The sequence below is a fragment of the Fortiea contorta PCC 7126 genome (assembly GCF_000332295.1).
GTDB lineage: Bacteria > Cyanobacteriota > Cyanobacteriia > Cyanobacteriales > Nostocaceae > Fortiea > Fortiea contorta.
This window is the reverse complement of record NZ_KB235930.1, coordinates 327,525-340,942: the sequence shown is the minus strand read 5'-3', so window position 1 is coordinate 340,942 and position 13,418 is coordinate 327,525. Positions and strand designations below refer to the sequence as shown.

The window sequence follows — 13,418 nt, the reverse complement described above, 5'->3', positions numbered from 1 at the left end:
ATTTGTAATTGGTTATTTGTTGTTAATTGTTCTTCACTCCCGTGCCTGTGTATCATCTTATAGCCGTCGATTCTCTTGTCTACTTAGCCTTTGGCTGTGTAGGAATACTAGTTTTTGATTCAGAGGTAATGATACTAATGCTACCGTCAGCTTCCATGAATGCTAACTTGACGTCAGTTAAAAATTCTACACCTTGCTGACGTAACTTACTCATTAATTCATCTTCGGTGATTAATTCCCGCTGTAAATGTCGTTCAATTGCTCGACCATTTTTTACTAATAGTAGTGGTGGTGGATTTAAAAAGCGCTGAAATTCTGGAAATTTATAACCCAACCAATTGAGTAAGTAACTCCAAAAAATTACAGTTCCTACTAAAATACCTCCTTCGGTAATTGATGTGTAATTAGTCGCCATTGCGTTTTGAGCAGCTTCAGCGAATAATACTACTACTAGTAAATCGGTAATTCCTAGGGTTCCTAATTGTCTACTGGGGAGGAAGCGTAACACTGAAAATAGAGCTAGATAGACTAGTGAACCACGAATAAATAATTCTAAAACGCTGATGCTAGGAATAAAGATTGCGTGCCAATCAACAAATAATAATTTTTCCATAGGATATCAAATTGAGATAAGTAGTTTATTAGGTAATATCAATTAACAAAAATGGTGATACAGATAGATTTCTCGTAGGGGCACGGCAGTGCCGTTCCCCTACCAACATGTTTGTATAATTATTAAAATGAATTTTGTTAATAGCAATTTCAAGAAGAAAGTGATGGATTTGTTGAGATAAAAATTAGAGTTTTGGGTGTTTTGATTTTTAGCGTCGAGATTTGCGAAAATAACGCTGGAAGCGATTAATTAAGTTAGAGCTTGGTGGTTGATTTTGGTTGCGGTTTTCCCGTTGTCTACCTTGATTTGCTTGGTTGTTTTTAGCGATAGGTACAGCATTTTTAGTGGGAATAATACCGCTACCGTATCTGCGAGCATAAACTTGGGTGAACTCTGCACCAAAAAAAAGAATTTGTGCTGCGTAATAAACCCAAGCGAGAATTACTACAAGTGAACCAGCAGCGCCATAGGTTGAGCCAAAACTACTGTTACCTAAATATTGTCCTAACAAAAATCTACCAATGGAGAACAAAAGTGATGTGAGAGCGGCTCCGATTAAAACATCACTCCAAGTGATTTTAACATCTGGCAAAACTTTAAAAATTAGTCCAAAAAGTATAGTACTAATCGTAAAACCTAAAAGAAAGTTAAGCATCTGCCAAAGGAAGTCTATACCGGGAACTAGGTTACTAAAATAGGCGACAAATGCTGATAGTCCGGCGCTAATTACTAAGGATACTAAAAGCAGAAACCCAATTCCCAGAACCATTGCAAAAGATAAAAAGCGCTGACGAACAGCGTTATTTACCCCCCGCCCAGGTTTTGCTTTTACTTCCCAAATTGTGTTGAGAGCATCTTGTAATTCAGTAAATAAACCTGTGGCACCTAATAATAAAACGGCGATACTAATTATGGAAGCAATTGTTCCTGTTTGTGGTTTGTTAGCATTTTTAACCGCTAGTTCAATAAACTCAGCGCCATCTCTACCGACTAAACCCTGAATTTGGCGAACAATTTCACCTCTGGCTGCTTCTTCTCCAAAAACAGCACCAGCGATCGCTATGACAATAATTAACAACGGCGCGATGGAAAATATTGTGTAATAAGCTAATGCAGCCGCTAACCGTGAGGCTTTATCATCACTCCATTCTTTAAATGTTTCTTGGAACAGCTTCCCAATCGCCCGCAAATTCATTTAACCAGTCTCCTCTAGGATATTACATACCACCTGATATATTTGATACTGTTTTCTAGTGTGATGACATCTTCCTTAAGGTGTTGATGCAGCATCCAACAGGAGGATTTTATCCTAGGTCGTCATTACAAACGGCTGAAATAGCAAATGCGATCGCCGAAATAGCAAATGTAGTCGCCGAAATAGCAAATGTAGTCGCCGAAATAGCAAATGTAGTCGCCGAAATAGCAAATGCGATCGCCGAAATGGCAAATGCGATCGCCGAAATAGCAAATGTAGTCGCCGAAATAGCAAATGTAGTCGCCGAAATAGCAAATGCGATCGCCGAAATAGCAAATGTAGTCGCCGAAATAGCAAATAACCAACAAAAAATAACAAATGCAGATCTCACCAAGTAGTTGAGGACATAAAAGGAATTTTTGACCCTAATCTCTAATCCCTAATCTCTAATCCCTGTTATGACAAATCATTGCATCCTATCTATCGTCCGATATTGAATCGCTTCTGCTACATGCTGAGGCTGTAAATCATCATCACCTGCTAAATCTGCGATGGTTCGTGCTACTTTGAGGATGCGATCGCTGGCTCTGGCTGATAAACCTAATTTTTTGATGGCTGTTTCTAATAAACTGCGACTGGTATAATCTAACTGACACCATTTTTGCAGATGACGGCTTTGCATTTGGGCATTGCAACGGAGATTTGCTTCATTTTCAAAGCGGGTAAGGGCGCGCGAGCGGGCTTTTTGCACTCGCGCTAGCACTGAGATTGATGCTTCTCCGGTGGGTTGTTGGGTAATTTCTTCAGGTTTTAAACGATTCACCGCTACTTGTAAATCAATTCGATCCATTAGCGGGCCGGAAAGCTTCGCCCAATAATGTTCACGTTGACGAGGAGAACAAGTACACGGCTGTATGGTATCGCCGTAGAAACCGCAAGGACAAGGATTAGTACTCGCTACTAATGTAAACTGTGCTGGAAACATCACAGATTGTTTGGTGCGGGAAATTGTCACATAACCATCTTCTAAAGGTTGACGCAGAAATTCTAAAACATCCCGCTTAAATTCTGTGAGTTCATCTAAAAAAAGTATTCCTCGGTGAGAGAGAGAAATTTCCCCAGGACGGGGGAAACTACCACCACCCACAAGAGAAGGGCCAGAAGCTGAATGGTGGGGACTGCGAAAAGGGCGATCGCGAATTAAACAACCATGATTTTTTAATAAACCAGCCACCGAATGAATCTGAGTTACCTCTAACGCCTCCGCAAATTCCAAGGGTGGTAAAATTCCTGGCAAACGCCGTGCTAGCATAGTTTTTCCACTTCCTGGGGGACCCACAAAAATTAAATTGTGTCCTCCAGATGCAGCAATCTCTAGCGCTCGGCGACCATGAGCTTGTCCTTTAACATCCCGCAAATCTGCGCGATCGCAGTTTAACAATTTTTCGGCTGTTGTCTCTAAAGAATTTTCAATTTTCACAGGTTGATAATTTTCTGGATGATTTAAAAAATCAGCTACTTCCCACAAATTTTGACAACCATAAACAGCTAATCCCTTGACTAATGCTGCTTCTTGAGCGTTAGCAACGGGTACAACTAAACCCGTAATTCCCATTGTTTGTGCTGTTGCTGCAATTGGTAAAACCCCCGCCACAGGGCGTAAACTACCATCTAAAGAGACTTCTCCTAAGAATAAATAATCACCTAACAACTCAGCGCTAACTTGTTCAGAAGCCGCTAAAATGCCTACACTGATAGGTAAATCAAAACTCGGCCCTTCTTTACGCAAATCAGCCGGCGTGAGATTAATCACAATTTTCCGCATCGGAAAAGCAAAACCTGCATTCTTCAGAGTTGCTTTTACCCTTTCTTTTGATTCCTGTACCGCGCTATCTGGAAGTCCTAGCAGCACAGTTCCCGGTAATCCTCCAGAGACATCGACTTCTACACCCACTTTCACCGCATCGATACCGACAATTGATGCACTCCAAACTCTAGCTAACATTTATTCTTCCACAGTAAACCTTTAGAATCTCTAGCAGATGAGTGAGTAAATTCGCATGAGTGAAACCACAGAGACAATTTTTAGCAAAATTATTCGCCGGGAAATTCCCGCTGATGTTGTTTATGAGGATGATTTAGCCCTGGCTTTCAAAGATATCAATCCCCAAGCCCCGGTTCACATTCTGGTGATTCCTAAACAGCCTATTCCTAAATTGGCTGATGCACAATCCCAAGATCATCAACTTTTAGGACATCTGTTATTAACAGTCAAGCTTGTTGCTCAACAAGCTGGCTTAGACAATGGTTATCGCGTCGTCATCAACACTGGTGCTGATGGTGGACAAACTGTTGACCATCTACATTTGCATATTCTGGGTGGACGTTCTCTGACTTGGCCTCCCGGTTGATGAGAGACGAAATTAGCTAATCTACTATCGAGTTAAATGCTGTAGAGACGCAAAATTTTGCGTCTCTATGACTATGGAAAAGGAATAAGAATCTACAAACCCAGCGCGACGGTAACAGCAAATACATTTTTGTCGCTTTTTTTGGTTTTTAATACAAGAAATAGCTTAAAAAACATATATCTTTGGTCGGACAAAATATCTAACTTCAGACATAAATATTCGCTGCGTCATTCATGCCATTTTGTGTACTCATAATTTTTGCACAGATATCACAGTTAGGTAGGTCGGCGCAATTAAAGATAACTAGCAAGGGTCGTTATTTGTCCTTTGTTATGAATCATTGGTCAGAGTTTCCAGAGTATTTATGTTTCGTAATATAGTTTGGTGTATTTCCACCGACTCACTTTTTAAAATACCCACTAGTTGATGACTATTGGCGTAGCTTTTACTGTGGATTGATGCAATGTGTAATCTGTAATGATGGGAATAACTTACAGATAATGCGCTCATCCACATTTTTTCCTCAAATTCAAAACTGTTTCCGGGGGAAAATTCAAGAATGAAACACTGGATGATCAACTTAGTTATTTCTACAATTTTATTGTGTAACTTTTTTTTGATGGCAGATGCAGCCACCGCCGCAAATTTTGCTGTACAATCATTAGATACTCTGCCAGCAGTTGAGACATTGGCAATAGCCGAAAACTATTCTCCAGAAAAGAAAGCAGAAGATTGGTGGCAATTGCTGGAGATAGTCAACGGGACAGATAAAAAAGAAAGACTATTTAAACTTTATTACAGTCAAGATTCGGGTAATATTTATTGGGAAATTAAACCCGAACAACTCAATAAAAACTTTTTGGCGACAGTGACATTAGAATCTGGGATTGGGGAAAGTGGGATTTATAGTGGCTTACCCTTAGCAGATTTTCTCTTTTATTTTCGACAAGTTAAGAATAATTTGCATTTTGTCGCGCGCAATGTGAAATTCCGTGCCGACTATGGTACACCAGAACAGCGATCGCTAGATCGTTCCTTCAGCGATTCGGTGCTCTATTCCCTACCCATAGAGAACATTGATTCACACAGTAAGAATATTTTAGTTAATTTAGATTATCTGCTGATGCAAGATTTTCCCGGATTAACTGCTTTATTAAAATATTCTTTGCAGGCTGATTATCACCTGGAGCAAAGTAAATCTTACTTTAATAGCGTCAACAGTTTCCCAGATAATTTAGAAATTGATACAGTTTATGGTTTTACTGCACCAGAAGGGGCAAATTTAGTTACATTAGCAGATAGCAGAGCACTCAGCCTAAAAGTGCATTATAGTTTTTCCCAACTACCAGAAGGAAACGGTTATATTCCCAGACTAGCTGATGATCGAGTCGGATATTTTATTACGACATTTCAAAATTTATCTCAAAATCAAACCGCCGAACCATTTGTCAGATATATTAATCGTTGGCATCTGGAACCATCAGATCCAAATGCACCCTTATCGTCACCAAAAAAACCAATCGTATTTTGGATTGAGAACGCAGTACCTTTCGAGTACCGCGACGCCATTCGTGAAGGTGTGCTGATGTGGAATCAAGCATTTGCCAAAGCTGGATTTGAAAATGCTTTAGAAGTCAGACAAATGCCAGATGATGCTGATTGGCATCCTGCAGATGTACGCTATAATACCATCCGCTGGTTTAATTCTCTAGATGCTGGTTTTGCCATCGGCCCCACACGCGTCAATCCTTTGACTGGGGAAATACTAGATGCAGATGTGCTTGTGGATGCTAATATGGTGCGATCAATTCAGCGAGGATATCGTACTTATGTCGCGTCTAAGGTAAGCAAACCAGGATTTGAGCAAAAATTTGAAAATAGCGGTATTGCTTCCACCTCAGATTGTATTCATGGAGATGTATCTGGGGCTATAAACTCTAGATTATCAACTTTGCCAAAAGATTCTGAGCTTTGCTACGGTATGGAATCTGCTAACCAAGCAGCCATAGGAGCATTGGGGTTGTCGCTTTTACAAAATACTACACCCGATGATGAAGCGATGAAGGCGTATGTACATCAATATTTACGCTCTCTAATTGCTCATGAAGTTGGACACACTCTCGGTTTGCGCCATAACTTTCATGGCAGCACGATGTTAACACCCCAAGAATTGAATAATCAAAAAATTACTCACGCCAAAGGTTTAACGGGTTCGATAATGGATTATCTACCCGTAAATATTGCACCCCAGGGAGTAGAACAAGGTGAATATTTCCCAAGCGTGATTGGGCCTTATGATGAATGGGCAATTGAGTATGGTTATAAAAGAAATCCTCAAGCCGGAATTGCAGAAATTATCCCCGAAGCCGAAAAAAGCTTTTTGGAACAGATTGCTCTAGCATCGCCACAACCAGAATTATCTTACGCCACAGATGAGGATATTTGGGATATTAATCCCCTCGCAAATATTTGGGATATGAGCAGCGATGTGCTAGTTTATTCTCAATGGCAAATGGATAATGCTCGTGTCATGTGGCAACGCTTGGACAAAGCTTATCTCGCACCTGGAGAAAGCTATAGTAATCTGCGGGTTTTATTTAATCGAGTGTTGCAATACTATTTTCGTAACGCCGCTTTAGTATCTAAATATATTGGCGGACAATCTTTCCGACGTCTTCATGGTGGTGATGATACTTCTTGGGCGTTTGTCCCAGTTCCCTTGGCAAAACAACGCCAAGCATTGATAAATTTGCAAGAGTATGTGTTTGATGAGGGTGCGTTTAATTTTCCACCACAATTGCTCAATCAGTTAGCACCGTCACGATGGCAGCATTGGGGTAGCCCAATTTTAAACACCCGTCTTGATTATCCCATACATGATCGCATTTTAAAATTTCAAAGTACCATATTGCGATCGCTCTTAGATAGCGATCGTCTAAATCGGTTACAAGACCTAGAATTAAAAACAGCACCAGGACAAGCACTTTCCATCCCCGAACTCTTCGACACCTTACAAACAGGTATTTGGCGAGAAGTTCTCGCACCAGGAGAACCAAAACCCATTTCCAGCATTCGGCGTTCATTACAACGAGAACATTTGAATATTTTGTTAGAAATGGTGTTGGGTAATCATGACGTAGCACCAGACGGACAGACAATAGCTTGGTATGAATTGCGCCAACTGCAAATTGCTATTGAGATGCGGTTGAAACAACTGGGTAAAAACCTCGACACCTACACATTAGCTCATTTACAAATTGCCGGCGACCGGATTACCAAAGCATTAAATGCACAGTTAGTGTCTAAGTAATTGGTGATTGGTGACTCTTCCCCATTCTCGCTGTATCGGGAAAATCACTAAATACGCCATCAACACCTAAGCTGAAAAACAATTCATATTCGCCTGCGGGATTTCCTTGAAAATCTGTAGCTAAAAAGAAATCCTCATTGCGGAAAGTCCAAGCATGAACGAGCAAACCAGCAGCGTGAGCATCGTTAACTAAAGATGTAGGCGATCGCAATTTACCACGACTATCTTTGTTGATCAACAGATTTTTATTTACACCAATCACCTGTGCATATTCAGCAATTTCTGCTAATCCTGATGCAGTTGTCAAGTCTGCGTAGGTGCGAGCATCACCGCTGATGACAAAATCATAAGGCTGACCGCTGTCGTTGAGCAATTGCACCAAAGGTAGAACAGTTTTTGTCGATAAATATTGCAAATTGCTAACTTCAAAAGATTGAATGTAAACAGGCGCTTGAGTTCCTTGATAATTGTTAGCTGACAAAATTGCTAACAGAGGTGTTTCTAAGGCTAAACCAACAGATTGAAAGTAACTGGGATGCTTAGTTTCTGGATAGATACCGACGTCTTTGCGTTGAGCTAAATCGATAATTTCTGATAGCGTCGGGATTTCCCACAATCCATCATAGACTGTGTTGTGCGATCGCACTTGGGGAATTCGCTCTTTCGCCTTGAGGGTTTTCAACTCTGCTAAAGTAAAATCTTCAGTAAACCAACCGTTTTTAACTTCACCATCAATAATTTTAGTAGTACGACGATGAGCAAATTCTCTATGAGTCGCAATATCCGTAGTTTGGGAAATCTCATTTTCATGACGAGCAACTAAAACACCATCCTTAGTTATCACTAAATCTGGTTCAATATAGTCAGCCCCTAAATCAATAGCTAATTCATAAGCAGCTAAAGTGTGTTCTGGACGATAACCACTTGCACCCCGATGGGCGATAATAATTGGCGCTGTATTTTGCCCAGTTCTAGTCATAATTTATGCTGGTTATGTGGTCAGATTCCCAACTTGAGAAAAGCTGGAAATCTTCAACCTGTTTGCGTAAAATTGTTGTGTTTTTCAACGCAGAGTTACGCCAAAGTTTTTTAGAGCTTGAGACGTAACATCGCTATGTCTCCACAGAATTTAAATGTACCGTAATTAAGGAGAAATAGTATAACCACTCACGTCAACTGGTCTGTATCCTTGACCAACATATTCATCAAAAGCTGCTTGATATTGCGCTGAACTCATTCCGTGTCGCGCTACCCAAGCTGGACTCTGCGATTTATCCCAAATCGCCGCGTAGCGGTCTTGACCATTAACGCTGTAACCACTAACATCAACTAGTCGATAACGTTGACCAACATATTGATCAAAAGCTGCTTGATATTGCGCTGAACTCATTCCGTGTCGCGCTACCCAAGCAGCACCACCAGATTTCACCCAAATCGCTGCATAGCGGTCTTGACCGTTAACGCTGTAACCACTAACATCAACTAGTCGATAGCCTTGACCGACATATTGATCAAAAGCTGCTTGATATTGAGATGAACTCATTACCAGAAGCGGTAAAAGCTAATGAACGTAACAACATATTAGTAAAATAAGCCTGTAGGAGTGTATGTTTTTGAGTTTTTGAGGCACACTAACTAGATAGAGCAGCCTTAATTGTTTTATGCACAAGTGTTTCTCAAATTAGATATGGAATAAATTAAGCCACGACTGGTGAATTTACTAGTAGCGCCACGGATGAGAAGACCATCACCAAATACTGAGCAACTTTTTTTCACTTCATACTTCAGCCTTTTGTACTAGCCATTAGCCCCTACAATAAGTTTTATGATCCAGATTCAGCCTGAAGTGAAGCGCATAGAAGAATTGCGCCAGTTGCTACAACAAGCAAGCTATGCTTATTACGTCCTTGATACACCAATCATGGAGGATGCAGTTTATGACCAGTTGTATCGAGAATTGCATCAACTAGAGATTCAACATCCAGAATCAATCGCGCCGGATAGTCCCACTCAACGGATAGGAGAGAAACCTGCAACTCAATTTACCTCGATACGGCATAACATCCCGTTGTATAGTTTAGAGAACGCTTTTAATGTTGATGATCTGCAAACATGGGATCAACGTTGGCGGCGACAACTACCGAAAATAGAGTCGGTAGAATATGTTTCTGAACTAAAAATAGATGGTTCGGCGATCGCTCTTACCTATCAAAATGGCATTCTAGTTAGAGGTGCTACTAGAGGTGATGGTGTGACGGGGGAAGATATTACCCCAAATATCCGCACAATTCGCTCAATTCCTCTCCGGTTAAATTTTGATGGGTTGGAAATTCTCGAAAAGGTGGAGGTACGAGGTGAGGCGTTTCTACCTTTAGATGTGTTTAAACAAATCAACGAAGAAAGACAAAAAGCTGGTGAACAGTTATTCGCTAACCCCCGCAATGCTGCTGCTGGTACTCTCAGACAATTAGATTCCCGAATTGTCGCTAGGCGTCGGTTAGATTTCTTTGCTTATACGTTACATATTTCTGATAGAGACGATGCTAGTATCGCCAACACCCAATGGGAAGCTTTGGAATTGCTGCGGAAAATGGGTTTTAAGGTTGACTTAAACCACAAGTTGTGCAAGTCGCTTTCAGATGTGGCTCAATACTATCAGCATTGGGATACCCAAAGGTTGAATTTACCGTATATGACTGATGGGGTGGTAGTCAAGCTCAATTCTTTTAAGCTGCAGGAACAACTGGGGTTCACGCAGAAATTCCCTCGCTGGGCTGTTGCTTTGAAATACGCAGCCGAAGAAGCGCCCACCCGTGTAGAGAATATTGCGGTGAATGTGGGAAGGACGGGAGCGTTAACACCGTTAGCAGAAATGCGTCCTGTGCAACTGGCAGGTACAACAGTCTCCCGTGCTACTTTACACAATAGCGATCGCATTGTGCAATTAGACATCCGCATCGGTGATACGGTGATTGTTCGCAAAGCCGGAGAAATCATTCCCGAAGTGGTGCGAGTACTCAAAGAACTCCGCCCCGATGATACTCAACCTTTTATCATGCCTACCCATTGTCCCGTTTGTGGTCAACCAGTGGTGCGGGAAATAGGCGAAGCCGTCACCCGTTGTGTTAATGCTTCCTGTGCCGCTATTCTCAAAGGAGCGCTGGAACATTGGGTGAGTCGTGATGCTTTAGATATTAAAGGTATGGGCGAAAAGTTAGTACATCAACTTGTGGATAAAGGTTTGGTACATGCTGTAGCTGATTTATATGACTTGACAGAAACACAGTTATGTACACTCGAAAGAATGGGGCAAAAGTCAGCACAGAAATTAGTCGATGCGATCGCTCAATCTAAAAACCAACCTTGGTCACGGGTGTTGTATGCTTTAGGCATCCGTCATGTAGGCACTGTCAATGCTCAGTTGTTGAGTGAGAAATTTCCTGATGTGGAAAAATTAGCTGCAGCCAAGCAATCGGAAATTGCGGGTATTTACGGTATTGGTGTCGAAATCGCCGAATCTGTCTACCAGTGGTTCCACATCAGCGCTAATCAAAATTTGATTGCGCGCCTCCAAGCAGCAAATTTGCAATTAGCATCTGATACAGCAACTATCGCAGTTGACAATAGTCCTCAACTATTAGCAGGTAAAACTTTTGTCGTTACCGGCACCTTACCCACCTTAAAGCGAGACGAAGCCAAAGCTTTGATTCAAAAAGCCGGTGGTAAGGTAGGGGAATCAGTGAGTCAAAAAACGGATTATTTGGTCGTCGGTGAAGATGCTGGCTCTAAATTAGCTAAAGCTCAAGCCTTGGGAATTACTCAGTTAACTGAAGCTGAGTTGTTAGCGATGGTGGAGGGTGAGTAGTTATTTGTGAATCTTGATGATTCAATTTTACTTACAGTATTTACCCGGAATGTTGTAACATAATTGAGCATAACTTTACATAAATTAGAGTTTGTTCCCATGAATAGCCAAGCATCTATCAACTTTCTTGGTAAAAAAGCCGCGATCGCCATTGCTTCTGCTAGTCTTTTAGTGTCCATCCCCACCTTCGTACAAGCTCAACCTACCTCCGCACCCACTGCTAAACCTACTTCAACAGCTAAACCTGCACCATCAGCAACTAAAGCACCCGGTACAATTGTTGAAGTTGCTAGCGCTAATTCTTCCTTCAAGACCCTAGTGACAGCAGTAAAAGCCGCAGGGTTAGTGGAAACTTTATCTGGTAAAGGCCCATTCACCGTATTTGCACCCACAGATGCAGCATTTGCTAAATTACCAAAAGGAACCATCGAAAAACTACTCAAGCCTGCAAACAAAGCCACTCTGCAAAAAATTCTCACATATCATGTAGTTCCTGGTGCAGTTGATTCTAAATCCATCAAATCTGGTGACGTCAAGACAGTTGAAGGTAGTTCAGTTAAAGTCACAGTCAAAAAGCCTAACATCACCGTTGGTAACGCCAAAGTTACCTCAGCAGATATCAAAGCCAGCAATGGTTTGATTCATGTTATTGATACAGTCTTACTTCCTCCTGGCTTGAAACTGTAGTTGGTCGCACCATAAATATAGAGACGACGCTTGAGCTTCGTCTCTACACGAGAATACAGCTCGTCAATTACGTAGACGTAAACTGGCTTCCCCCAGGAGATTTTTAGTTGTAACATATTCGTAGTTTTATGTTACAACAGCCAAAACCATGACACGGCAATTTGAATACCATACTCTGGCTGATGCAGAGGAAGCAACTAAGCTGACAACTCTGCAAGAGCAGTGTTTTGTCACCGCACCAGGTGAAGAACAAGTCTACATAAACTGGATTGGTCAAGAAAATTTCCGCATTCTGCGACAACAGCAGCAGCTTGTCGGTGGGTTAGCGATTTTAGACATGGGTCAGTGGTGGGGTGGTGTGCGTGTACCGATGTCGGGGATTGCTTCTGTGGGTATTGCTCCAGAATATCGCGGTGATGGCGCAGCGATCGCTCTTTTGCAACACACCCTCAAAGAATTGCACAGTCAAGGTGTCCCCATTTCCGTGCTTTATCCAGCCACTCAACGTCTCTACCGCAAAGCTGGGTATGAACAAGGGGGGAATTACTGCTTTTGGGAAGTTTCCACAGATAGTATTGAGGTCAGAGAGCAACCTCTACCGCTCACACCGATATCGCCAATTAATCATCAAGACTTGAATCACCCATACAGCCAACAAGCAAAACTGATCGATGGGTATTTAGACAGACATTCAGCGATTTGGCAAGGAATTCTCAGAACTAAAAATCAAGAACCAATTTATGGTTACTTGATGGGAACTGCACAACAACCCCAAGGTTACATTATTTTTACTCAAGAACGCACAGAAAATGGCCCAATCTTGTCGGTGAGAGATTGGGTAATGCTCACACCCACAGCTTGTCAAAGTTTCTGGTCATTTCTCGCTAAACATCGCTCTCAAATTGAGCGTGTGTGTTGGAAAAGTGGAGCCATTGATTCCCTGACGCTCCTGTTACCAGAGCAAACTGCTAAAGTCCGCTACCAGAAACGCTGGATGTTGCGAGTTGTGGATGTAGTTCAAGCTTTGTCAGCTAGAGGTTATCCATTGGGAATCGAAGCGGAACTACACCTAGAGGTGCAAGATGATTTGTTAGCGGCAAACAATGGTAAATTCATCTTGTCTGTTGCCAATGGGCGTGGTGAAGTCACAAAAGGAGGAAAGGGTGAGTTGCAGTTAGATATCAAAGGATTAGCAACACTGTACACAGGCTTTTTTACTCCCACCCAGTTGCAATTGATGGGAAAACTGGCGACAACAACAACAGCTTTATCAGCAGCTACACAAATATTTGCAGGTATTTCACCAACAATGGTGGATTTCTTTTAATTTCTTACCG

11 protein-coding genes are annotated in these 13,418 nt (G+C 41.7%); 6 read left to right on the top strand and 5 right to left on the bottom strand.

Annotated elements, in window-relative coordinates:
- Positions 1-79: 79 nt before the first annotated feature.
- Positions 80-613 (bottom strand): DUF421 domain-containing protein, encoded by a 534-nt coding sequence (locus MIC7126_RS0101615; protein WP_017651370.1) that lies wholly within the window; start codon positions 611-613, stop codon positions 80-82.
- A 208-nt stretch (positions 614-821) separates the two neighbouring features.
- On the bottom strand, positions 822-1,808 hold the full coding sequence (locus MIC7126_RS0101610) for a YihY/virulence factor BrkB family protein (protein WP_017651369.1): 987 nt from the start codon (positions 1,806-1,808) through the stop codon (positions 822-824).
- A gap of 86 nt (positions 1,809-1,894) precedes the next feature.
- Here MIC7126_RS0101610 and MIC7126_RS0101605 point away from each other — a divergent pair, with 86 nt between their 5' ends.
- Positions 1,895-2,206, top strand: a complete 312-nt coding sequence (locus MIC7126_RS0101605) for a methyl-accepting chemotaxis domain-containing protein (RefSeq protein WP_017651368.1) — start codon at positions 1,895-1,897, stop codon at positions 2,204-2,206.
- Between the two features lie 68 nt (positions 2,207-2,274).
- On the opposite strand, the gene MIC7126_RS0101600 is transcribed toward MIC7126_RS0101605, so the two are convergent.
- On the bottom strand, positions 2,275-3,813 hold the full coding sequence (locus MIC7126_RS0101600; RefSeq protein ID WP_017651367.1) for a YifB family Mg chelatase-like AAA ATPase: 1,539 nt from the start codon (positions 3,811-3,813) through the stop codon (positions 2,275-2,277).
- Between the two features lie 55 nt (positions 3,814-3,868).
- Here MIC7126_RS0101600 and MIC7126_RS0101595 point away from each other — a divergent pair, with 55 nt between their 5' ends.
- Both MIC7126_RS0101595 and MIC7126_RS0101590 read left to right on the top strand, forming a co-directional pair.
- Entirely contained in the window at positions 3,869-4,219 is a 351-nt protein-coding gene (locus MIC7126_RS0101595) for a histidine triad nucleotide-binding protein (protein WP_017651366.1), read from the top strand.
- 559 nt (positions 4,220-4,778) lie between these two features.
- On the top strand, positions 4,779-7,529 hold the full coding sequence (locus tag MIC7126_RS0101590; protein ID WP_017651365.1) for a zinc-dependent metalloprotease: 2,751 nt from the start codon (positions 4,779-4,781) through the stop codon (positions 7,527-7,529).
- Here the strand turns inward: MIC7126_RS0101590 and MIC7126_RS0101585 are convergent.
- Both MIC7126_RS0101585 and MIC7126_RS26975 read right to left on the bottom strand, forming a co-directional pair.
- A complete protein-coding gene (locus MIC7126_RS0101585; protein WP_017651364.1) occupies positions 7,522-8,508 on the bottom strand; it encodes a glycerophosphodiester phosphodiesterase in 987 nt (328 codons plus the stop codon). The genes MIC7126_RS0101590 and MIC7126_RS0101585 overlap by 8 nt on opposite strands.
- A 165-nt stretch (positions 8,509-8,673) precedes the next feature.
- The gene (locus MIC7126_RS26975) at positions 8,674-9,072 is read right to left on the bottom strand and encodes a hypothetical protein (protein ID WP_017651363.1); all 399 of its coding nucleotides are present in this window, start codon (positions 9,070-9,072) and stop codon (positions 8,674-8,676) included.
- Between the two features lie 282 nt (positions 9,073-9,354).
- On the opposite strand from MIC7126_RS26975, the gene ligA reads away from it, so the two are divergent.
- The 3 genes from ligA (at position 9,355) to MIC7126_RS0101565 (ending at position 13,408) form a co-directional block, all read left to right on the top strand.
- Positions 9,355-11,394, top strand: coding sequence for an NAD-dependent DNA ligase LigA (ligA, locus tag MIC7126_RS0101575; protein WP_017651362.1), 2,040 nt, complete (start codon positions 9,355-9,357; stop codon positions 11,392-11,394).
- A 63-nt stretch (positions 11,395-11,457) separates the two neighbouring features.
- The gene (locus MIC7126_RS0101570; RefSeq protein WP_238553590.1) at positions 11,458-12,081 is read left to right on the top strand and encodes a fasciclin domain-containing protein; all 624 of its coding nucleotides are present in this window, start codon (positions 11,458-11,460) and stop codon (positions 12,079-12,081) included.
- Between the two features lie 148 nt (positions 12,082-12,229).
- The gene (locus MIC7126_RS0101565) at positions 12,230-13,408 is read left to right on the top strand and encodes a GNAT family N-acetyltransferase (protein WP_017651360.1); all 1,179 of its coding nucleotides are present in this window, start codon (positions 12,230-12,232) and stop codon (positions 13,406-13,408) included.
- The last annotated feature ends 10 nt before the right edge of the window (positions 13,409-13,418 follow it).

Coding starts and splice junctions, on each gene's coding strand:
- ligA (WP_017651362.1), top strand. CDS start 9,355: ATGATCCAGATTCAGCCTGAAGTGAAGCGCATAGAAGAATTGCGCCAG.
- MIC7126_RS0101590 (WP_017651365.1), top strand. CDS start 4,779: ATGAAACACTGGATGATCAACTTAGTTATTTCTACAATTTTATTGTGT.
- MIC7126_RS0101600 (WP_017651367.1), bottom strand. CDS start 3,813: ATGTTAGCTAGAGTTTGGAGTGCATCAATTGTCGGTATCGATGCGGTG.
- MIC7126_RS0101605 (WP_017651368.1), top strand. CDS start 1,895: ATGCAGCATCCAACAGGAGGATTTTATCCTAGGTCGTCATTACAAACG.
- MIC7126_RS0101565 (WP_017651360.1), top strand. CDS start 12,230: ATGACACGGCAATTTGAATACCATACTCTGGCTGATGCAGAGGAAGCA.
- MIC7126_RS0101585 (WP_017651364.1), bottom strand. CDS start 8,508: ATGACTAGAACTGGGCAAAATACAGCGCCAATTATTATCGCCCATCGG.
- MIC7126_RS0101595 (WP_017651366.1), top strand. CDS start 3,869: ATGAGTGAAACCACAGAGACAATTTTTAGCAAAATTATTCGCCGGGAA.
- MIC7126_RS0101615 (WP_017651370.1), bottom strand. CDS start 613: ATGGAAAAATTATTATTTGTTGATTGGCACGCAATCTTTATTCCTAGC.
- MIC7126_RS0101610 (WP_017651369.1), bottom strand. CDS start 1,808: ATGAATTTGCGGGCGATTGGGAAGCTGTTCCAAGAAACATTTAAAGAA.
- MIC7126_RS26975 (WP_017651363.1), bottom strand. CDS start 9,072: ATGAGTTCATCTCAATATCAAGCAGCTTTTGATCAATATGTCGGTCAA.